We start from the raw sequence: 20,514 nt of genomic DNA, 5'->3' as shown, positions 1-20,514 counted from the left end.
TATCCACCGCCCGGAAAACTAGGATTTCCGAATCTGCGCAGAAATCCGCATGGAACAATACCGCTCACCACACATGGAACAGTAATGCTGGTCGGTTTTATCACGCTCCTCTTCCGGCAATGACTCCAGCCGATACTGCTTGGCCCGCAACGGATCAAACGTGAGATTGAACTGGTCCACCCAGCGGAATTCACCGCGCGCTTTGCGCATTGCTTCGTCCCACTCCATCGCCCCGGGAACGCCTTTTGCGAGGTCTGCGGCATGAGCGGCGATTTTATGCACAATGACCCCCTCTTTCACATCGTCGCGGTTCGGCAGACCAAGGTGTTCCTTCGGCGTGACATAACAGAGCATCGACGTGCCGTACCAGCCGATCACCGCACCGCCGATGGCGGAATTGATGTGGTCATAGCCGGCGGCAATATCGGTCACCAGCGGACCGAGCGTATAGAACGGTGCTTCGTAACAGTCTTCAAGCTGCTTATCCATATTGACCTTGATTTTATCGAGCGGCACATGGCCCGGACCCTCAATCATCACCTGACAGCCGTATTCCCACGCAATCTTCGTCAGCTTGCCGAGTATCTTCAGCTCGGACAGCTGCGCTTCGTCGTTGGCATCGGCAATACAGCCCGGCCGCATACCGTCGCCCAGTGAAAAGGTGATATCGTAGGCCCTCATGATTTCACAGATTTCGCGAAAATGGGTGTAGAGGAAGTTTTCCTCATCGTTATCGACCATCCATTTGGCCATAATGGAACCACCGCGGCTGACGATGCCGAGCTTGCGCTCTTTGGCGGCAGGAATGTCCTTTTTCAGCACGCCCGCGTGAATGGTGAAGTAGTCAATCCCCTGCTCCGCCTGCTCGATGAGCGTATCGCGATAAAGCTCCCAACAGAGGCCCTCGGCATTGTCATCGATTTTCTTAAGGGCCTGATAGAGCGGAACGGTTCCGATCGGTGTCGGTGAATTGCGGACAATCCATTCACGTGTATCGTGAATGTCCGTACCGGTGGAAAGATCCATCACGGTGTCGGCTCCCCAGAGCGTTGCCCAGCGCATTTTTTCAACCTCTTCTTCGATAGACGATCCGAGCGCTGAATTTCCGATATTGGCATTGATCTTGGTTTTAAATTTGCGGCCGATAATCATCGGCTCGGCTTCAGGATGGTTGATATTGAGCGGAATAACCGCACGGCCGGCGGCCACCTCCTCGCGTACAAACTCAGCCTCAACCCGCTCGCGAATCGCCACGAATTCCATCTCAGGAGTGATGACGCCGTTCTTTGCATACGTCAGCTGCGTAACGGAAACACCCTCTTTGGCACGCAACGGCTGACGCTGAAGCCCTTTAAAAGCCTTTTCCGGATTAGTCAAAATCTTAACGCCGGCAGTATGCGGCTCAACGTCTCCCCGTTCAGCAATCCATTGTTCGCGAATCGCCGGCAGCCCCTGCTTCAGATCGGGTTCGTAGGAAGCATCGGTATACGGACCGCTGACGTCGTAGACGCTGAGGTCTTCGTTATCTCCGTGCAGCTTGATTTTCCGGAACGGGACCCGGATATCCGGACGCGAACCTTCAACATAGACTTTTTCAGACCTCGGAAAATATTTACCGTAACCGCTCAAGATACACCACCAATCTTTCATCAATATGCGGACCGGAAAGGAAGAAGCATCGCTTCCCTTCGCGGCATAACCCGCGCAGGTTCCAAGGGTTGGAATCTCAGCCCCGAACCATCGGAGGCTCCCCCAGCGAACAAAAAACCAAGCTACGCGCTTCGCCATCGGGTTGCAACAGCAAAAGGCGTACAGAAATAATACGTATTAGGTGCTCTGAATTTTCCGCATTAACGGAGAGCACGCTTGATCAGTGTAAAGTAACCCAGCACGCCATTGGAAATCCCGCGCGCACATCGCTCCCGGTAACTGGACGTGTTGAGCAGCGATTCTTCGTCGGGATTGGTCAGAAACCCGCACTCCACCAAAGCAGCCGGACAGGCACAATGCTTGAGCACCGAATAGCGGGCACGGCGCAACCCGCGGTCATCACGCCCGGTCATTTTCACAACATTGCTGTGAATGGAAAACCCGAGCGAAGCATTGAGTGCATCATAGGTGTTATTTTTAAACGCAAATTTATCGCCGGCCTGGCCATAGTGGTTGCTCGAATCATATCCGGCCGCTGCGGTAATGAATGTTTCCACCCCGCTCGCAGAGGTAGCGCCGGCGGCATTCGCATGAATACTGATAAAAAGATCAGCACCGTTTTTATAGGCATAGGTGGTACGGGCATCAAGTTGCGGATAGGTGTCCCCGGTGCGCGTCATCCGTACGCGGATCCCTCTGTCTTCCAGAAGCTTCCGAATGCGATGGGAAATATCGAGCACAATATCTTTCTCTTTATATCCCTTCGGACTGATCGATCCGGTATCTTTCCCGCCGTGCCCCGGATCCAGCACAACCAACCGTGGCATGCGTTTCGGCGCATAGGCATAGGTGCGGAGAACCGGATCAATACCCTTCTTAAAATCAACCTCCCGGATCGCCCAGCCGCTGCCCTGTTTTCGGCAGGGTTCATGGAGCCAGATCATGACTCCGTTGATGTAGGCCCGCCGGCTGTTGGTTTCAATTTCGACCCGGTTATATTTATTTTCCATGCGGATCTTTTTTCCCAAAATACTGATCTTCATGGAATACAGGCGGGCAATATAGCTCAATGATACCGTTCCGGCAGGAGCGCGGGCCTCTGCCCTGCCTGCAGTTAATCCCCCTGCAAAAAGGACCACGTGGCCGAGAAATATCTTTCTGGTAGATGAATGCATAAAACCTCGGAACGGAAGTTACTAAAAAGAATTTAGGTTTGGAAAGTGCCGAATGAATCCGTTTTACTGATTTCATGCAGATCAAGCTCATTAACGACCCGATTCAGACCGGCATTCGTAATAAGGCACCATTTTAGTGATATCCACATTGCCTTCCGCCGGTCTCCGCCATTCGTTCAAACATTACAGGAGTTCAACATGGCCCTGCTGCAAACTCACTTTTATGCCCGCACGATCCAGCAGTCGATCGGCATGAACATCATTCTTCCCGAACGTTCCGAAGCCTGGAAAACACCGCCGGCCGTACTCTATCTGCTCCACGGTCTGTCCGGCGATCACACATCCTGGATCCGGCGATCCTCCATTGAACGCTATGTCATGGACCTCAACCTTGTGGTGGTCATGCCCGATGCCCATAAAAGTTTTTATACCGATATGGCCCACGGTTCAGACTACTGGACCTTTTTCTCCGAAGAACTTCCCATCCGCATCCTCCAGTGGTTCCGGGTTTCCAATGAACGGAAGAATACATTTGTGGCCGGCACATCGATGGGCGGATTCGGCGCTTTTAAACTGGCTCTCGGACGTCCCGATCTTTTTTCACATGCGGCATCCCTTTCGGGGGCGCTCGATCTGGCCGCACATATCAACGATGAATGGGACAAATCCAAACTGCGTACCTTCGGCGCCGTTTTTGATTCCATAGAAAAAGTTCCTGGATCTGAAAACGATCTGATTCATCTTGTCCGGAATCTGAAAACCGTACCCGAAACAGAATTCCATGTGTGCTGCGGAGTCGATGACTGGCTCTACGGGGATTCAGTACGCTTCCGCGAAGCGGCCGCGGAAAAAGGGCTTCATCTCTCCTACGAGGAAACGGCCGGAGCACATGACTGGGATTACTGGGACCGAGCCATCCAACGCGTACTGGCGTGGCTGCCTGTAGAACCCATTCCGCCATCCGGAAACTAAGTTTCGATCCTCTATTTTTTCACAATATACCGCGCAATATCTTCGAGCCGGATAAATCCGACCGGATGTCCTCGGGCATCAATAACGACGGCACTGTGACGCGGATGTTTCCGAAGACGGTAGAAGGCCGATTTCAGATTCCGGCTTTCCTCGATTTGCAGCAGATCATCGACATACGGTTTGAGCAGTTCGTCATCATCCAGATGCCGATTGATCACCGAAAACATGGTGATCGTGCCCACAGCCATATGCCGGTGCATCAATACCGCATCGGAAGTTTCTCGCCGGGCGATTAATTCTTTAAAATCAGCAACCGTGGCAGTGTCCTGAAGAGTGGGCACTTTCTTCATCGGCGACATCAGCATACGCACCGGGATGCTGTGCATGGTGGTTGCATTATCCACCATCCGCCCCTGATCCGAGGAAATAACCCCCTCCCGCTCGCTGGTTGAAAAATATTCTTTGAGAGCATCAGGCGACAACCGATGCAGATCGCGGCCTGTATCTTTCGAACCGTGCGTCAGCAGACTGAATATCTTTTTAAGCGGCCAGGTGAACGGATAGAACAACCAGACCAGCAGTTTCATCAGGCCGGCAAAACGATACATCAGCACATCGGCCTTTTTTCGGAACAGATTTTTCGGACCGACTTCCGCAAAGAGAAACAGCGGAAACATCAGCGTGAGAGTCGCAGCGGTTTCGGCATTCCACGGAATAAAACCCAGCAGCAGATTCCCGGCTGAAATGCCGGCGGAAATATAAAGATCGGTTACTGCGGCCGACAACAGGTACACCGCAAGATTGTTCCCGATGAGTACCGTGAAAATGAAAATATGCGACTGAGCCAGCATATTCTGCAGAATCATCGCTGAGGTCTTCCGTTCACGCACCCGTTTCTGGAGGCGGATACGGTTAATCATATACCCCCCGGTTTCCACTCCCGAAAAAAGGGCGGAAAAAGTAAAACCGAGGAAAATTACAAAGATCATACCGATCATGCGTCACCCCCGTCATCGGATGTAACCAGTTCCAGCAAAACCGTTTCAATACGGTTTGAGCGCACCTGCTCCACCGTAAACCGAAGATTGCCCACTTCAACCACATCACCGGCGCCAGGAAGTCGCTTCAACAGGGAGACCACCAGGCCGCTCAGGGTATCCAGTGCCAGATCGCGCATCATCTCTTCGGGAAGAAATCCGACAAACAGGCTGCGCCATTCCCGAATACCCAGGTTTCCCTGCAGGCGGTACGTCGTTTCACTCAGCTGCTCAACCGGAGAATCCTCCATCGCATCGAATTCCCCGATCACCTCTTCCAGCAGATCTTCCAGGACAATAGTCCCCGCAAGTCCGCCGTATTCATCCACCACACAGACCATCCTCAGATCATCATTCAGAAATTCCCGCAGCATAGCATCCGCGCGTTTCGTTTCCGGAACAAAGCGTACCGGCCGTCCGAAAAAACGAAGGGGCTTTTCCGGATCGGTATTGATCAGCAAATCCCGGACTTCCACCACGCCGACAATATTATCCTCGTCCTCTTCATAAATCGGAATCAGTTCAAGCTCCTGTTCCGCGGCCTCGGCCAATGCCTCACCGGCCGGAGAATCAGCCCGACGGAACAACTGCTTCACGCGCGGTACCATAATTTCGCGCAGGCGGATTTCCGGCAGATTCACGATATCCTCTACAATCGCCTTTTCCTGCTTTCCGAAGGTCGGATCGTGATGCGTCACTTCGATCAGCATTTTCAGTTCCTGAGAATCAATCCGGTTGTCATGCTCTTCAGCCGGTTCCATCTTCCGGGTAATCATTTCCAGAACCACCCGGACCGGCCCCATAAAATGAAACCAGAAACGCAGCAGCGGCGAATTCAGCCGCACGATGCGCTCCGGGAAAGATATGCCCACCGCTTTCGGAAAAATCTCACCGGTCAGAATAACAGTAACCAGCACCCCGAACCCGATGACCGCCTGCCACCACTCCCCGTATTTTTCCCCGATTTCCAGTGCAAACACCGCACTCATACAGAAAAAAAGAATATTCACGACGAGATTACCGAACAGAATCGCCACCAGCAACCCCGATGGATTATCCCGCAGCAGCACCAACAACCGGTCAATATGATGCCCATGGGCACGCAGTTTCTTAATCTGATCGCGACTCAGCGAAAACAGCGCCGTTTCCGTCCCCGAAAAAAAAGCGGAGCACAACAGCAGCACCGCCATTCCGCCCAACGTCAAATAATGTCCCTCAAGAAAACCCAATTATCCGATCCCTTTCATGCCCTCATTTAAGCGTTATACCCGGCAGAATCAAAGTCATCCTGCCGCTAAAAATCCCCCTCCATTCTTTTGCTTCCGAAAGGCGCAATGGTATTGCAAAGAGGCCGGGCCAGGATCGCCGGACATCATTTTTCAGCCCCTTCGAAAACTTTCCGCTTCTAAATCTGCAGGGTTCGGATATGTTCGTAGGCATGAAGAGCTTTTCCCTCCAGACGCGAGCCAGAACAGACTTTGTAAAGATTGACCGGCAGGTGGCCGAATATGTGCTTCAGTCGGGGCTGAAAGAAGGGATCGTCACGGTTTTTATCCCGCACACAACGGCGGGAATTACCATTAATGAAAATGCAGACCCCGATGTTACTTCGGACATGGAGCTGGTGCTGGACCGTGTGGTGCCCTGGGAAGGCGGCTACCGCCATTTTGAAGGAAATACGGCGGCACATGTAAAAGCGAGTATGATGGGCAGTTCAGCACAGGTGATTGTCTCCGGAGGCAGACTCCAGCTTGGAACGTGGCAGAGTCTCTATTTTTGTGAATTTGACGGTCCCCGCACACGGAAGGTGTGGGTTAAAGGAATTTCTGAGTAATGAAAATTAAGAAGGTTATATACGCAACTGCCGGCATTTTTGCCGCACTGATCATGTTTGCCGGATGCGGCTCGAAAACAGGCGAAAAAGAGTATGCCAAAGCCATGAAGGCGTGGCAGGACGGGGATCTGGTTCGGGCACGTTCACTATTGGAAAAATCGATCAACCGAACCTCCGAAAACGAAAAAAAATCAACGGCACTGAATCAGCTTGGGCTCGTGCTCTGGGAACTGGGTGAAGCAGACGCAGCCTCCGATGCGTTCAGTCAGTCCGCGAATCTGACCGAAAATCTTTCAGGCGCCAACCTGAATCTCGGAATTGCCCTCTACCACAGCGGCCGATTGGATGAAGCGGAAATTGCCCTCCAGAACGTACTCGGCAACGATCCGAAAAATGAAACAGCCCTGGCCATTCTCGGCATGATTGAACTGCGCAAACGGAACTGGGCCGGAGCCACGAAGGAACTGACCAAATCGGCAACCCTCAATCCGCAGAATCCCGCCGCTCAGAATGCACTGGCTCTGGCCATTCTGCACCAGACCAAAGATAGTAATCGCGCGATTGCCCGCCTGAAACAGGTGGCCGCAGCCTATCCCGACTATGCTCCGGCCTTTTACAACCTCGCCTCCATCTACGAGTGGTATGTCAAAAACAATGCGGCAGCTTTGGACTACTACAAACAATACCTGACCAAAGCCGGAAGCAAAGGCAGTCACGTTTCAGCCGCAAACGAAGCCATCGCCCGTCTTGGCGGGAAACCCGTTTCCGCACCGGAAAACGGCAATACCGCCACCCGGGTGAATCCGGCGGAAGCCGCCCGCTATATTGCGGAAGGATCCCGTCTGTACAGTGCCAAAAAATACGACGAAGCCATTGTCCAGTTCAAAAAAGCCATCATGGCTGATCCTAAGCAGAAAACAGCGTATTATAACATGGGCCTGGCCTTTTATGCGCAGAGCGATTTCGGAAACGCCGCAACCGCCTGCAATAATGCCGTCAATCTCGACCCCTCCTTTACCGATGCGCGCTACATGCTTTCTCTCGCCTACGCCAAACAGAAAAAATGGAACGATGCCGAGCGGGAAGCCCGGGAACTCGTCAACAGCGGCGATAAAACCAAAGGCGAACAGATGCTGAAATATATTTCCGATGCCCGGAAACGTTAGCGCTCCTTCTGTTTCGGCGGAAATCTTTTCAGAATCCGGCCCACCGTATCGCTGTTTTTTTTCGTGATTTTATCCGGATCACCTGAATTCGATGCCCGCCGGCGCCCCCAGCCTCTCCAGACGGTCAGCCCCGTTTCCGGATCTATAAAATCAATGGTCAGGTGGGCCTCTTCATAATCTGAAATATTCGTCCCCGAACTCCAGCCGACAGCTCCGCCCCGGGCAGATGCACTCCGACCCAGCCCGATACTGAATGTTCCGCGTCCTTCAATCCGCTGTTGAAAATCAATGTAATATGCCACCAGAAAACTGGCATCCTCCCGGTTTTCCACCAATGAGAAACCCTTCGCTTTCAGCTCTGCATTGATTGCAGCACGGATACGCCTGTCATTCAGATCATTATCCACCCTCGTCACTCCGGTTTCGGGCTGTTTCGCATGCTGCCAGGCAAAGGTTTTCAGCCTCGAAAAATCAAAAGCCACATCATAATCCCGGCTCACAGAAATCGATGAACACCCGGACAGCAGTGCCGATGTCCCCAGATAAAGAAAAGAAAAACGATTCATAAAGCCTCCTTTAACAGGACGCAGTATAAAAAAGGGAACCGCATTGCCAAGCCCGTCCCTCAACCAAATCGCTTCTTCACATGCCCGATCATCATGCGGTCAATCCACGAGGCCGGAAGCAAACGGGCGGCCCAATCACCGGCATAGGCCGGAATCGTCACTTTATAACGAATCTTCGGTTTTTCAGCCTCCAAGGCATGGACGATCTTCTTTCCGACCGCTTCCGGCGGAAGCCGAAACCGGTCTTCGGCCATCCCGCCATTCCGGCGTTTTCTGAAATACTGCTTATACGCCTCCCCGAATTTCGAGGAATCCACATCCAGCCGCTCCTCCCCTTCGCCGGCACAGTTGGTCGAAAAACGCGTTTGAATCGGACCGGGTTCAATCAGAGAAACAGAAATGGAATCCGGCGAAAGCTCCACACGCTGAGCATCGCTGATAGCTTCAACCGCAAATTTTGAGGCGGAATAGATCCCCATAAAAGGCAGCGATAAACGTCCGACAACAGAACTGACATTCACAATCCGGCCATAGCCCTGTTTCCGGAATGTCGGAATCAGACTGTTGGTCAGCTCCTGAAGACCGAACACATTCACTTCAAACTGCCGACGCATGGCATCGCGCGTCAGATCCTGAATCGCACCGGGCATGCCGAACCCCGCATTGTTGACCACAGCACCGAGCATACCGTCATTTTTCACCAGCACCCACTCCACCGCGGTCTGAATGGAATCGCTGGATGTGACATCCAGTTTAACCGGCTCAAAACCGGCCAGTTTCAGCGCATCAATGTCATCCGCTTTTCGCGCAGTCGGAAAAACCTTCCAGCCTCTTGAACGTAACATCTCCGCCGTTGCCCGACCGATCCCCGAGGAACAGCCGGTAATCAATACTGACCGGTTTCCAACGGCAGGAATCTTCATTCGTAAAGCTCCGAAAGTTTGTGGAAAGTATACCCCTGTTTCAGCAGCCCCTCATAGCTGTCACGAATCGCCGCCGCACTCTCATTGCTCCACACGTGGGCAATCACAATCACATAGCCGTTTGCTTTGGCCTTCTTAACGGCACTGCCCCACATCCGCCGGATGTAGGCCCGATCGTGATTGATATCCAGAAATACATGTCGCTGCTCCACATGCATCCCGTTATCTCTGGCCACACGCGGCACCTGCGAATTGTAGGCGGTTTTACTGTCGAGAAAAAACATATCGTGCGCTTTACAGAACCGAAGCACCTCACGGACCAGCTCCGGATTTTCCGTCACTCGCGAACCCATATGATTATTCATGCCTACCGCCCCGTGAACAGAACCTATATTCTGATTCAGGATTTTACGCACCTCGGAAGGCGGTGTTGTGTTCAAAATTGCACCGACTCCCGGATTCTTATCGCTGTTATAAGCCTCCATCGGCTGATGCAGAATAATCTCTTTCCTCCTGTCCCGGCCGATCGCAATACAGACCTGCTTCGTCTGCTTCTGGTGCGGCAGGACAGCAATCGTCATCGGAATCGGAATATCCAGAAACTGCTGCGTTTCGTGCAGCGCCAGCCCGGCATCATCAATCACCAGAAAGATTTTTTTGGCTTCCGCAGAAAGCCCCGAAAGAAAAAGAACGACAACCAGACTGACTTTTAAAAAACGCATTATTCTCCATTCAGGTTAAGGCGGTAATCCTGTCCACCGCCGAATTCCAGAATACGCTGCACATGTTTACCCAGAATATCCGCTTCCAGATTGACCCTGGTACCCACCTTGAATTCCGACATATCGGTTTCCTGCAGTGTGTGCGGAATAATATGAACGATAAATCCATTATCCGTCAACTCAGCCACCGTCAGCGAAATACCGTCGATAGCAATCGACCCTTTATAAACCATCAGCATCAGCATGTCTCTGGAACATTCGATCGTGAACTTTTTATCCCGGCCCACTTCCTCGACATCTGCCACTGTACCGGTCCCATCCACATGACCGGTCACAATATGTCCCCCAGCGTGTCGCCCAGCGCCAGCGCCTGTTCCAGATTCACCACATCGCCCGGTGTTTTTTCCCCCAGATTGGTTTTATCAAACGTTTCGCCCAGCACATCAAACATCAGTTTATCGCCATCCATATCGGCAACCGTCAGACAGGTACCATTCACGGCAATGCTGTCGCCCAGACCGACCGGCTTGTCGAACGGACGGTTCGGCACCATCGTAATGCGTCCTGCGGTGCCTTCCATTTTGATATCCACGATGTTTCCCAATCGCTGTACAATTCCTGTAAACATATTCAATCCTCCGGTATTGCTTTAATCAGTATATCATTCCCCACCCGTTCCAGAGACTGGAACTTCAGATTCGTCATCTCCGCCATCAGCGCCCCGGTTTTTCCAAAATTTGGAAGACCATCACTACCCAGCAGTTTCGGAGCCATAAAGAAGGCGAATTCATCCACCAGCCCGGCCTCAATCAAACCGGCCGCCAGTTTACCGCCCCCCTCGCAGAACACATGCATGACGTCCTGCTTTTCCGCGAGCTCCTTTAAAACGGTCTTCAGGTCGCCTTCCCGAATCAGGGTACGCTCCGCGAACTCATCGTTCCGGACCTTGGCATGCTCTGGAATACCGGCACCGATAATCACCCGATACGGTTTTCGACCATGGGATGGCCGCGGCATCAGCGATGGATCATCTGCACGGACCGTAGACGCTCCAACCATAATGGCATCCGCACGACGACGCATCGCCTGCACGCGCTCGCGGGCTTCCGGACCCGTAATCCATTTTGAATCGCCTTTGGAATCCGCAATTTTTCCATCGAGAGTCGATGCCAGCTTTAACGTAACAAAAGGAAGACCCGTCGTAATAAATTTTTCAAACGGCGCAATCAGTTCGCGCCCGGCCTCTTCGCAGACGCCTGAAAGCACTTCAACACCGGCTTCTTTAAGAATGTCAAGGCCGCGTCCCGCGTGTGCCGGATTCAGGTCCACCACCGAAACCACCACACGGCCGACCCCTTTTTCCAGAATAATATCCGTACACGGCGGCGTTTTTCCGTGCGTTGAACACGGTTCAAGCGTCACATAAAGTGTAGCCGACCCAAAATCGCCCCGAACCTTATTCAGACATTCCCGCTCCGCGTGATCTGTTCCGGCTTTTTTATGCCATCCCTCGGCAATAACCTGATCTTCCTGAACCAACACCGCCCCCACCGGCGGATTCGGCCGGGTCAGCCCTTCGCCCTGCTGCGCCAGCTCTATCGCCCGCATCATGTATATTTGATCTTTATCCACAGATTTCACGGATTATGGGGATTAATTTACAAACCGTTTAAATTCCAGACTCTTCGTTCCGAAATTAATGAGTAGAGCTCGTTTCATTGATGACGCTTTTAGATAATTAATCACCTGACCATCTTCAATTCCACTAAGTTGAGAAAGAGCCTTCAATTCAACAAGCACGTCATTAAAGCAAATAAAATCAACACGATAGCTACAATCTAATTCAATACCTGAATAATGAACAGGTAGCTGAACTTCACACTGAAATGGAATCCCCTGCTTCTCAAATTCTACAGCAAGGGCGCATTGATAAACCTGCTCAAGAAAACCACAACCAAGTTCGCGGTGAACTTTCATAGCCGCTCCAATAATTGCTTGAGTCTGCTCATCTTTCATTTAAAGAGAATCCTTATAATCAGAGGAATCTGTGGATTTATTCCTCGTCCGGCTCATCAAAAAGCGCGTTCACGAATTCTTCGGGGTTGAAGGGAACGAGATCATCTTCGCCTTCGCCGAGGCCGGTGAACAGAATCGGCACATTGAGTTCGCTTTTCACGGAAAAGAGAAAACCGGCCTTGGATGAACCATCCAGTTTGGTTACGACAATTCCGGTCAGCGGAACCACTTCATTAAACTGTTTGGCCTGTATGACCGCATTCTGGCCCAGCGAAGCATCCAGTACCATCCAGACATCATCCGGTGCTCCTTCACGGCGCTTGTTCATGGAGCGGCACATTTTCGGCAGTTCATCCATCAGCGGCGTTTTCGTATGCATCCGCCCGGCGGTATCCACCATAACGACATCGCAGTTTTTTTCGATGGCCGCTTCGACGGCGTTGTAAGCCACACCCGCAGCATCGTGCCCCATTTCACCGCCGACAAAATCGCACCCGACTTTCTCACTCCAGAGTTTCAGTTGCGAGGACCCGGCCGCGCGGAAGGTATCCGATCCGCACAGCATCGGTTTACGGCCTTCATTGATTGCTTTTTTCGCCAGTTTGGCCGCCGTAGTGGTTTTGCCTGAACCGTTGATCCCGAGCAGCATCAGAACGTAGGGCTTTTTATCGGACGGCCAGTGAAAGTCCGGCGTATCTCCGAGCTCTTTAATCAGCATATCGGTGAGTCGTTCACGGCGCGAAGCCTTCCGCGTCGGGAACTCCAGCTCATCGACGATTTCCATAGTCAGGCGCGCGGGCACATCTGAACGAAGCAGAATCTCCTCGATCTCTTCAACCTCCATCTCTTCGAGGTTGGTTCCGGAAGAGAAAACCCGACCGATGATCGCGCGTGTTTTTTTCAGCGCACGAAGCCATCCTGCCATTATTCGCCACCCCGCGGTTTGTAGGTCGTACGCGCCGGGCGATCAATTTCCTTACGGATTCGATCCAGCACGCCGTTTACAAAACGGCCCGACTGGAAACTGCTGAAGTCTTTCGCAAAATGCACCGCTTCATTAATCGAAACCACCGGCGGAACATCCTCGCGGTACAGCATTTCGAACAGAGCAACGCGCATAACCGTACGGTCGACGGCTCCCATACGGTCGGAATTCCAGCGCTTGGCATACTGCGACAGTTTTTCATCGAGCTCTTCTTTATGCTGCACTACACCTTTAATAATTTCCTCGGCATAGGTTTTCTCGCGCTCAATAGGTTCTTTATCCTCCCAGAAATCCTTCAGCGCGATATCAATCGGCTCCGGATTGAAATCGAGCTGAAAGAGAAACTGCACAATCCATTCGCGGGTTTCGCGGCGGCCGTTAACTTTTTTCTTCTGCATGGTCTACCCGAGTTTCCTGTTAACGCGTGCCGTTTCAATGGCCGCTTCAGCGGCATACCAGCCGCGGGTGTTTTCACCACCGAGACAGCGTGCTTCCGCCTGTGCCCAGGTGCGGACTCCGACAATTTCATTAATGACGGGCAACTGATAACGGCAGGCAATATCGAGCAACGTCTGCCCGGTAGTATCAATAATCATCTGCGCATGCTGCGTTTCGCCCTCAACCACCACGCCGAGTACAATCAGTGCGTCATATCGTTTCGACGCCGCCAGCTTTTCCGCAATCACCGGAACTTCATAAGCTCCCGGAACGCGTACCAGATCTATCGTCTCCTGCTTTGCCCCGTTCTGCACCAGACACCGATACGCCGAGCGCGCCAGCTCATCGGTCAGCTGATCATTGAATCGCGCCACTACAATACCGAAGCGCAGTCCGGCAGCATCCAGATCGCCGACAATCTGATTCGCGCCGATACCACCGATCGGCTCAATTGTTTTTGAAATACCTTTTCCCATAACTCTTCCTTAAATCAGGTGCCCCATTTTATCGCGCTTCGTAGCCATGTAGAAATCATTAAACCGGCTAGGCGGCAAAATCAGCGGCACGCGTTTTTCCACTTTAATTCCATACTTATCCAGACCGGTAATTTTAGCCGGATTATTCGTCAGCAGATTAATTCTGTTCATCCCCAGGTCATTCAGAATCTGCGCACCGATCCCGTAATCGCGTAGATCTGCATCAAAACCGAGGTGTTCATTGGCTTCCACAGTATCCATGCCCTGCTCCTGCAGCTCATACGCATGCAGCTTCTTGGCCAGGCCGATGCCGCGCCCTTCCTGACGCATGTACACAACTGCACCGTAGCCATGCTTCTGGATCTCCTGCATGGCGGTATGCAGCTGCTGTCCGCAATCGCACCGCTGGGAATGGAACACATCGCCGGTCAGACATTCACTGTGCACACGCACCAGCGGGATTTTTCCGGTTGAAGCATCCCCGCAGACCAATGCGAGGTGATCTTTATGATCAACGAACGAACTGTACAACCGCATACGAAACGGCCCTGCTTCAGTCGGCATATTGATTTCCCGCTCCATATTGACCAGTTTTTCGTGTACATAGCGGTATTTCGTCACCTCGGCAACCGACGTCATTTTCAACCCATGTTTATCGGCAAATTTACGTAGTTCCTTCAGACGCATCATATCGCCGTCCTCACGCAGAATCTCACAGATCACACCCGCCGGCTTCAATCCTGCGATGCGGGCAAGATCAACCGTACCTTCCGTATGGCCGGCCCGTTCGAGCACGCCGCCCTTGACAGCTTTGAGCGGAAACAGATGACCGGGTTTAATGAAATCCTGCGCCTGGCTGTCTTCGGAAATCAGCGCATGGACGGTACGGGCCCGGTCTGCAGCACTGATTCCGGTTGTGGTGCCGTCGCGCACATCCACGGAATCCATGAATGCGGTATAATATTTATCGGATGAATGGGCGGGCGTCATACGTGACAGGCCCAGTTTACGCAGCTGCTGCTCTTCCATCGGAATGCAGACCAGACCGCGGGCGTGGGTGACCATAAAATTGATCACTTCCGGGGTGACTTTTTCCGCTGCACAGATCAGATCGCCTTCATTTTCACGATCCTCATCATCGGTCATCACGATGATCTCGCCATTTCTGAAGGCTTCGATCACATCCTCAATCGGATCGAATAAACTCTCACTCATAACTGCTCCTAATGTCAAAAACCCCAAACACCTTACACCTTCAGGGGATTTTGCATAGACACAGCTACGCACGCATCTTCTCTCATCCAGACTATACTGTCGGTGGCAGAATTTCACTGCCTCCTGTTTTCCAAACCCTGGAAAACTCGCGGACTGTCACCGCCGGTCGGGAATTTCACCCTGCCCTGAAGATCGGCGCACTATAGATGTGAACTTATCGAATGCGCAAGTGCAAAGATGGATTTGTAACACGGAATTTATCAGACCAGAAACAGCGTAATGATGCCGACGCTGAAACAATAAATACCGAAACGCCAGAACCGCCCGCGCTGCAGCAGCGAAACAAGCCACTTAATGGAAAAATAGCCGACAACGGCGGAAACCGCAAACCCGGTGATCAGTTCAGGCACGGTATTCCCCGAAGTATTTCCTTCATTACAGCAGTCTAAAAGATAGAGCAGACTCACCCCGGCCAGAAGCGGGGCCGACATGAGAAAAGAATATTCCGCCGCCAGTTTCGGCTCGATCCCGAGAAAGCGTGACATGCCGATCGTTGAACCCGAACGGCTGACGCCCGGCATCATAGCACAGGCCTGAGCAATACCGATAACCAGCCCCGACAACCAGCCCACCTTTTTATTTCCACCCTTTGGAAAATGCGAAGCAATCAGAAACAGCCCTGTGGCCATCAGCGCACACGAAACATAGACCGGATGCGCAAAGGCGTCCTCCAGCTGATCCTTCAGCGAGAACCCGACGATAATGGCCGGAATGCAGCCCAGCAGAACCAGCAGTACAAAACGGACGGATTCCTTTTCGCCTTTAAAAACACCGGCAATGACATCGCCCAGATGCTTCCGGTAGAAAACAAGAATTGAAATCAGAGTCCCCGCATGAAGCACAATTTCAAGCGATGCGCCACCCGATGCTTCCAGCCCCAGAAAGTGTTTCGACAGCACCAAATGCCCGGAACTGCTGACCGGCAGAAACTCTGTCACGCCCTGAATGACCGCCAGCAGAATAACTTTTATAAAATTTTCCATATAATACACCGCAAAAAAGATTCATAATCATACGTTCCGTACTTTTTCGAATCAACAGGAAAGACGTCAGAACCCGGTTAAAATACTCATATTTCCGATACTCCTGTTGTCTTCATTTCACCGATCCGATATACCTATGCGCTTTAATTCAGGAGATTGCGATGAAGAACCATTTATATGCCATACTTGCACTGACTGCTACGGCCGCCGCTGCCGCTCATTTTCCAAACGACTGGGAAAACGAACGCATGATCGAAAAGGGCAAAATGCGCCCGCGTACTACCTCCTATTCCTTCCGTTCCGCAGATGATGCCCTCAACGGTGACCGCACCGCTGCGCGGATGCGGCTGCTCAATGGCAACTGGAAGTTTCATTTCACTCCAGACGCTGAAAAACGCCCCTCCGATTTTTACAGGAAAGGCTTCGATGCCTCCGGCTGGGACGTTCTTAAGGTTCCCTCCAGCTGGGAGGTCAAAGGCTACGGTCAGCCGATCTACACCAACTCCGAATATCCCTTCACCGCCGACGAACCGCACATCGACCGCACTAATCCGGTCGGCTCATACATCCGCGACTTCGATCTTTCCGAAGACTGGAAAAATGAACGGATCATTCTCCATTTCGGCGGCGTTTCCTCAGCATTTTACGTCTGGGTCAACGGCGAACTTGCGGGCTACAGCCAGGGCAGTCGTCTGCCTGCGGAATTCGATATTTCAGACCTCGTTAAAACCGGTTCCAACCGGCTGGCCGTTCAGGTCTTCCGCTGGTCTGACGGCTCGTACCTCGAAGACCAGGATATGTGGCGACTTTCCGGAATCCACCGTGAAGTCATGCTGCTCGCCCAGCCGCGAACGGCACTGAACGATTTTGCCATCCGCGCCGACGCTGACGGCCGCCTGCGGATCCGCCCGCGCATTCTGACGGACAATAAAAATCTCAAAAACTGGACACTGACCGCACAGCTTCATGATGCCGACGGCAAAGCGGTTCTCTCAGAACCCCTTTCGATCGGTGCGGATGAAATTGTCAACGAATGGTATCCGCAGCGCGACACCGTTCCGTTTGGATTAATGGAAACCACGGTGTCCAATCCCCGGAAATGGTCGGCAGAGGATCCCTATCTTTACACCCTCGTCTTCACGCTGAACGATGCCTCGGGGAAAACGGTGGAAGCACGCAGTACACAAGTGGGTTTCCGCACCGTGAAAATCACCGATGACGGCGTCCTGCTGGTAAACGGCGCACCGGTTAAAATGATGGGTGTCAACCGTCACGACCATGACCATATTGAAGGCAAGGCACTGACTCGCGAAGACATGGAGACCGACGTCCGGCTCATGAAACAGTTTAACATCAATGCGGTTCGTACTTCGCACTATCCAAACGATCCGTATTTTTATGACCTCTGCGACCGCTACGGCATTTATGTAATGGATGAAGCCAATATTGAAACCCATGGTGAACGCGGCAAACTGACCAATATTGCATCGTGGCAGCACGCCTTCACCGACCGCGTCATCCGCATGGTCGAACGCGATAAAAACCACCCGTCTATTATCAGCTGGTCACTCGGAAATGAATCCGGTACCGGTCCCATCCATGCCGGTATGGCGGGCTGGATCCGCGATTATGATCCCACTCGTTTTATCCATTACGAAGGTGCACAGGGGCAGCCGGAACACCCCGGCTGGTGCCCCAAAGGAAACGGTCAGATCGAAAAATGGGGTATCATGGCCAATCCCGATGACCCGGAATATGTCGATTGCATCAGCCGTATGTATGCTTCGGTTGACCAGTTGAAAGGACTGGCCGATGCCGAGCATATTACCCGCCCGATTGTAGAGTGCGAATATGCCCACGCCATGGGGAACTCACTCGGCAACATGACCGACTACTGGGACCTCATCCGCTCCCGTCCCAACCTGATGGGCGGCTATATCTGGGACTGGATCGATCAGGGACTGCTCACAACCAACAAAAACGGGGTGGCCTATTATGCCTATGGTGGCGATTTCGGCGATCAGCCCAACAGCGGGAACTTCTGTATTAATGGCATCATTAATTCCGACCGAACACCCAATCCGAAAACCTGGGAATGCAAAACGGTTTTCCAGCCGGTCACCTTCGAAGCCGTCAACCTGGAAACCGGAACGGTCAGACTGAACAACCGCTTCAACTTCACCAACACCAGAAACTATTCCATTCAGTGGAACCTGTCTGAAGAAGGCGTAATCCTTGAAAAAGGCGCTCTCACGGCTGTTGATATTCCGGCCGGCAAAAGTAAAGAGCTCACCATCCCCTTCACCATGCCGACCCCGAAACCAGGCAAAGAATACTGGCTGCGCCTCAGCCTCCACGAAGGTCGGGAGCGCCTCTGGTGCCCCAGTGGATTTGAAGTGGCTAAAGCTCAGTTCCAGCTTCCGTTGCAGAGTCCGGCAGAGCCGGCCCCGAAAAGTGAAAAACTGAAAATCAAAGAGCAGAACGATATCCTTGAACTTAAAGGAAAAGACTATATCGCCCGGGTAAACAGGAAAAACGGAGAACTGACCCGTCTGACCGTAAACGGGGAAGCCTGGATTCAGAGTCCGCTGCGCCCTTCGTTCTGGCGGCCGCAGACCGACAACGATCTGCGAGGCGGAAGAACCCATCAAAAGAAAAAATACTGGAAGGAACTCTCCGGGAAACTCAAAATCGAGTCGGTGGAACTTCAGGAAACCGATAAATATTCAGCAAAAATCACGGTGGTTAAAAAAGCGGATAAAACCGATCTGACCCTCACCTACACGTTCCATGGAAACGGCGAAATTGAGGTGGGCATGGACCTGCGGTCCGATCCATCGCTGCCCACTATTCCGCGCATCGGATTCACCATGGGCGTTTCGAAACAGTTTACCCATACCACCTGGTTCGGACGCGGCCCGTGGGAAAACTACTGCGACCGCAAAACCGGTGCGGAAGTCAGCCGCTACAGCAAACCGACGGCGGAAATGTCCTTTGAATACGTCATGCCGCAGGAAAACGGAAACCGTTCAGATACCCGCTGGATTGAACTCTCAGGAAAGGGTTCCACACTGCGTATTGACAGCGATGAACACCTGATGGGCTTTTCCATCTGGCCGTGGTCGATTGAAAATCTCGATCAGGCACGTCACACCTACGATCTGGTTGAACAGAATTTCTACACCCTGAATATCGATCACAGGCAGATGGGCGTGGGCGGCACCGACTCCTGGTCACCTAAAGCCGAGCCGCTGCCGCATTATCAGATTCCGTCCGGCCACTACAGCTGGTCATTTACACTTAACGTCAAATAACAACGGACGGCACAGTTCGCTAAGCCGGAACCGTGGTTTTCAGCACCACGGTTTTTTTCGGGCTCTTCAGGCTGTAGGGTCCCAGCGCCGCCGGAACGAGAACGGATTCACCCGGGGCGACCGGCTCGGTCTTTCCGTCGTCATAGTGAAGTTCAAATCCGCCGTCGGCCGAAAACAGGGCATGAAAACTCGAACCGTCGGCATGCTCCTTCATAGCCTCTTCTACTGTAAGTTCATCAAGCTGGAAAAAATCGGACGTGCAGATAGTCCGAACTCCGGGTGCAGTTACCTCCGGCTGACAGGCCGGATCTTCGCAATCCTCAAAATTGATGACCTGCAACGCTTTATCAATATGCAACTCGCGCGGTTTACCATCATTACCGACGCGTCCCCAGTCGTACACGCGATAGGTCGTGTTGGAATTCTGCTGAATCTCAAGAATCAGGCATCCGGCATCGATAGCATGCACACGTCCGCCCGGCACAAACGCCGCACCGCCTTTCTTCGCCGGAACAACGCGCAGAATCTCATCGAACGATTCCTCTTCAATGGCCCGGACAAAATCTTCACGCGTTGTGCCGGGCTTGAGTCCGCAGAAAATACGCGAGGGCTCTTCGTTCAGAAAATACCACATCTCGGTTTTCGGTTCGCCCTGCACAACTTCGGCATTTCCATTATTCGGATGCACCTGCACGCTCAGCGGTTCGGCCGCGTCAATCAACTTAATCAGCAGCGGAAAATCGTTTCCCTCAACCCGGTCGCCCAGAATATCTGCTCCGGAAACGGCAAGTACTTCGGACAGCGTTTTCCCGGCCAGCGCCCCGTTCACCACCACACTCTCGCCGTCACGGTGCGTCGAAATCTCCCACGATTCCGCATAAATACCGGCCGGTTCATCGCGATCAAACAGAGCCGGAAGACGACGGTTGCCCCACGGATAATCTTTATATACCGGCTTAAATTTTAACGGATAAACATTCAT

The 20,514-nt window shown here is 52.5% G+C and carries 21 protein-coding genes and 2 riboswitches; of the genes, 4 read left to right on the top strand and 17 right to left on the bottom strand.

The window, feature by feature from the left end; translation table 11 throughout:
• Nucleotides 1-18: 18 nt before the first annotated feature.
• A complete protein-coding gene (gene thiC / locus EGM51_02060) occupies nucleotides 19-1,650 on the bottom strand; it encodes a phosphomethylpyrimidine synthase ThiC (protein ID QBG46246.1) in 1,632 nt (543 codons plus the stop codon).
• 16 nt (nucleotides 1,651-1,666) lie between these two features.
• Nucleotides 1,667-1,764: riboswitch (TPP riboswitch) on the bottom strand.
• 86 nt (nucleotides 1,765-1,850) lie between these two features.
• On the bottom strand, nucleotides 1,851-2,825 hold the full coding sequence (locus EGM51_02055; GenBank protein QBG46245.1) for an N-acetylmuramoyl-L-alanine amidase: 975 nt from the start codon (nucleotides 2,823-2,825) through the stop codon (nucleotides 1,851-1,853).
• 198 nt (nucleotides 2,826-3,023) lie between these two features.
• On the opposite strand from EGM51_02055, the gene EGM51_02050 reads away from it, so the two are divergent.
• Nucleotides 3,024-3,797, top strand: a complete 774-nt coding sequence (locus EGM51_02050) for an esterase family protein (protein ID QBG46244.1) — start codon at nucleotides 3,024-3,026, stop codon at nucleotides 3,795-3,797.
• Between the two features lie 11 nt (nucleotides 3,798-3,808).
• Here EGM51_02050 and EGM51_02045 read toward each other — a convergent pair whose 3' ends face one another.
• On the bottom strand, nucleotides 3,809-4,795 hold the full coding sequence (locus EGM51_02045) for a DUF21 domain-containing protein (protein ID QBG46243.1): 987 nt from the start codon (nucleotides 4,793-4,795) through the stop codon (nucleotides 3,809-3,811).
• Nucleotides 4,792-6,063, bottom strand: a complete 1,272-nt coding sequence (locus EGM51_02040) for an HlyC/CorC family transporter (protein QBG46242.1) — start codon at nucleotides 6,061-6,063, stop codon at nucleotides 4,792-4,794. The genes EGM51_02045 and EGM51_02040 overlap by 4 nt, the downstream gene beginning before the upstream one ends.
• A 209-nt stretch (nucleotides 6,064-6,272) precedes the next feature.
• Here EGM51_02040 and EGM51_02035 point away from each other — a divergent pair, with 209 nt between their 5' ends.
• Nucleotides 6,273-6,668, top strand: coding sequence for a YjbQ family protein (locus EGM51_02035; protein ID QBG46241.1), 396 nt, complete (start codon nucleotides 6,273-6,275; stop codon nucleotides 6,666-6,668).
• Entirely contained in the window at nucleotides 6,668-7,834 is a 1,167-nt protein-coding gene (locus EGM51_02030; protein QBG46240.1) for a tetratricopeptide repeat protein, read from the top strand. Before EGM51_02035 ends, EGM51_02030 begins: the two co-directional genes overlap by 1 nt.
• Here EGM51_02030 and EGM51_02025 read toward each other — a convergent pair.
• The 12 genes from EGM51_02025 to EGM51_01970 all read right to left on the bottom strand — a co-directional run bounded on the left by EGM51_02025 (nucleotide 7,831) and on the right by EGM51_01970 (nucleotide 16,218).
• Nucleotides 7,831-8,400 (bottom strand): DUF4136 domain-containing protein, encoded by a 570-nt coding sequence (locus tag EGM51_02025; protein QBG46239.1) that lies wholly within the window; start codon nucleotides 8,398-8,400, stop codon nucleotides 7,831-7,833. The two genes, EGM51_02030 and EGM51_02025, sit on opposite strands and share 4 nt — an antisense overlap.
• A 59-nt stretch (nucleotides 8,401-8,459) precedes the next feature.
• Complete coding sequence (locus EGM51_02020; GenBank protein ID QBG46238.1) at nucleotides 8,460-9,323, bottom strand: SDR family NAD(P)-dependent oxidoreductase; 864 nt, start codon at nucleotides 9,321-9,323, stop codon at nucleotides 8,460-8,462.
• Nucleotides 9,320-10,045, bottom strand: a complete 726-nt coding sequence (locus EGM51_02015) for a divergent polysaccharide deacetylase family protein (GenBank protein QBG46237.1) — start codon at nucleotides 10,043-10,045, stop codon at nucleotides 9,320-9,322. The genes EGM51_02020 and EGM51_02015 overlap by 4 nt, the downstream gene beginning before the upstream one ends.
• Complete coding sequence (locus EGM51_02010) at nucleotides 10,045-10,383, bottom strand: hypothetical protein (protein QBG46236.1); 339 nt, start codon at nucleotides 10,381-10,383, stop codon at nucleotides 10,045-10,047. Before EGM51_02010 ends, EGM51_02015 begins: the two co-directional genes overlap by 1 nt.
• Nucleotides 10,377-10,673 (bottom strand): hypothetical protein, encoded by a 297-nt coding sequence (locus EGM51_02005; protein ID QBG46235.1) that lies wholly within the window; start codon nucleotides 10,671-10,673, stop codon nucleotides 10,377-10,379. Before EGM51_02005 ends, EGM51_02010 begins: the two co-directional genes overlap by 7 nt.
• 2 nt (nucleotides 10,674-10,675) lie before the next feature.
• Nucleotides 10,676-11,677: a bifunctional diaminohydroxyphosphoribosylaminopyrimidine deaminase/5-amino-6-(5-phosphoribosylamino)uracil reductase RibD gene (gene ribD, locus EGM51_02000; GenBank protein ID QBG46234.1), complete on the bottom strand. Its 1,002-nt coding sequence runs from the start codon at nucleotides 11,675-11,677 to the stop codon at nucleotides 10,676-10,678.
• Nucleotides 11,678-11,698: 21 nt separating this feature from the next.
• A complete protein-coding gene (locus tag EGM51_01995; protein QBG46233.1) occupies nucleotides 11,699-12,061 on the bottom strand; it encodes a GxxExxY protein in 363 nt (120 codons plus the stop codon).
• A 37-nt stretch (nucleotides 12,062-12,098) separates the two neighbouring features.
• Nucleotides 12,099-12,986: a signal recognition particle-docking protein FtsY gene (gene ftsY, locus EGM51_01990; protein QBG46232.1), complete on the bottom strand. Its 888-nt coding sequence runs from the start codon at nucleotides 12,984-12,986 to the stop codon at nucleotides 12,099-12,101.
• Entirely contained in the window at nucleotides 12,986-13,444 is a 459-nt protein-coding gene (gene nusB, locus EGM51_01985) for a transcription antitermination factor NusB (protein ID QBG46231.1), read from the bottom strand. Before nusB ends, ftsY begins: the two co-directional genes overlap by 1 nt.
• 3 nt (nucleotides 13,445-13,447) lie before the next feature.
• A complete protein-coding gene (gene ribH / locus EGM51_01980; GenBank protein ID QBG46230.1) occupies nucleotides 13,448-13,960 on the bottom strand; it encodes a 6,7-dimethyl-8-ribityllumazine synthase in 513 nt (170 codons plus the stop codon).
• A 9-nt stretch (nucleotides 13,961-13,969) separates the two neighbouring features.
• Nucleotides 13,970-15,175 (bottom strand): bifunctional 3,4-dihydroxy-2-butanone-4-phosphate synthase/GTP cyclohydrolase II, encoded by a 1,206-nt coding sequence (locus EGM51_01975; protein ID QBG46229.1) that lies wholly within the window; start codon nucleotides 15,173-15,175, stop codon nucleotides 13,970-13,972.
• Nucleotides 15,176-15,245: 70 nt separating this feature from the next.
• A riboswitch (FMN riboswitch) is annotated at nucleotides 15,246-15,372 on the bottom strand.
• Between the two features lie 63 nt (nucleotides 15,373-15,435).
• Complete coding sequence (locus EGM51_01970; GenBank protein QBG46228.1) at nucleotides 15,436-16,218, bottom strand: undecaprenyl-diphosphate phosphatase; 783 nt, start codon at nucleotides 16,216-16,218, stop codon at nucleotides 15,436-15,438.
• Nucleotides 16,219-16,379: 161 nt separating this feature from the next.
• Here EGM51_01970 and EGM51_01965 point away from each other — a divergent pair, with 161 nt between their 5' ends.
• Nucleotides 16,380-19,532: a DUF4981 domain-containing protein gene (locus EGM51_01965; GenBank protein ID QBG46227.1), complete on the top strand. Its 3,153-nt coding sequence runs from the start codon at nucleotides 16,380-16,382 to the stop codon at nucleotides 19,530-19,532.
• A 19-nt stretch (nucleotides 19,533-19,551) separates the two neighbouring features.
• On the opposite strand, the gene EGM51_01960 is transcribed toward EGM51_01965, so the two are convergent.
• Entirely contained in the window at nucleotides 19,552-20,514 is a 963-nt protein-coding gene (locus EGM51_01960; protein QBG46226.1) for a mannose-6-phosphate isomerase, read from the bottom strand.

It is taken from the genome of Verrucomicrobia bacterium S94, from assembly GCA_004299845.1.
Classification (GTDB): domain Bacteria; phylum Verrucomicrobiota; class Kiritimatiellia; order Kiritimatiellales; family Pontiellaceae; genus Pontiella.
The sequence above is the reverse complement of the archived record's forward strand: the minus strand, read 5'-3'. Positions and strand labels throughout refer to the sequence as shown.

Coding starts and splice junctions, on each gene's coding strand:
- thiC (QBG46246.1), bottom strand. CDS start 1,650: ATGAAAGATTGGTGGTGTATCTTGAGCGGTTACGGTAAATATTTTCCG.
- EGM51_02055 (QBG46245.1), bottom strand. CDS start 2,825: ATGCATTCATCTACCAGAAAGATATTTCTCGGCCACGTGGTCCTTTTT.
- EGM51_02050 (QBG46244.1), top strand. CDS start 3,024: ATGGCCCTGCTGCAAACTCACTTTTATGCCCGCACGATCCAGCAGTCG.
- EGM51_02045 (QBG46243.1), bottom strand. CDS start 4,795: ATGATCGGTATGATCTTTGTAATTTTCCTCGGTTTTACTTTTTCCGCC.
- EGM51_02035 (QBG46241.1), top strand. CDS start 6,273: ATGAAGAGCTTTTCCCTCCAGACGCGAGCCAGAACAGACTTTGTAAAG.
- EGM51_02030 (QBG46240.1), top strand. CDS start 6,668: ATGAAAATTAAGAAGGTTATATACGCAACTGCCGGCATTTTTGCCGCA.
- EGM51_02025 (QBG46239.1), bottom strand. CDS start 8,400: ATGAATCGTTTTTCTTTTCTTTATCTGGGGACATCGGCACTGCTGTCC.
- EGM51_02020 (QBG46238.1), bottom strand. CDS start 9,323: ATGAAGATTCCTGCCGTTGGAAACCGGTCAGTATTGATTACCGGCTGT.
- EGM51_02015 (QBG46237.1), bottom strand. CDS start 10,045: ATGCGTTTTTTAAAAGTCAGTCTGGTTGTCGTTCTTTTTCTTTCGGGG.
- EGM51_02005 (QBG46235.1), bottom strand. CDS start 10,673: ATGTTTACAGGAATTGTACAGCGATTGGGAAACATCGTGGATATCAAA.
- EGM51_01995 (QBG46233.1), bottom strand. CDS start 12,061: ATGAAAGATGAGCAGACTCAAGCAATTATTGGAGCGGCTATGAAAGTT.
- ftsY (QBG46232.1), bottom strand. CDS start 12,986: ATGGCAGGATGGCTTCGTGCGCTGAAAAAAACACGCGCGATCATCGGT.
- nusB (QBG46231.1), bottom strand. CDS start 13,444: ATGCAGAAGAAAAAAGTTAACGGCCGCCGCGAAACCCGCGAATGGATT.
- ribH (QBG46230.1), bottom strand. CDS start 13,960: ATGGGAAAAGGTATTTCAAAAACAATTGAGCCGATCGGTGGTATCGGC.
- EGM51_01975 (QBG46229.1), bottom strand. CDS start 15,175: ATGAGTGAGAGTTTATTCGATCCGATTGAGGATGTGATCGAAGCCTTC.
- EGM51_01970 (QBG46228.1), bottom strand. CDS start 16,218: ATGGAAAATTTTATAAAAGTTATTCTGCTGGCGGTCATTCAGGGCGTG.
- EGM51_01965 (QBG46227.1), top strand. CDS start 16,380: ATGAAGAACCATTTATATGCCATACTTGCACTGACTGCTACGGCCGCC.
- EGM51_01960 (QBG46226.1), bottom strand. CDS start 20,514: ATGAATGTTTATCCGTTAAAATTTAAGCCGGTATATAAAGATTATCCG.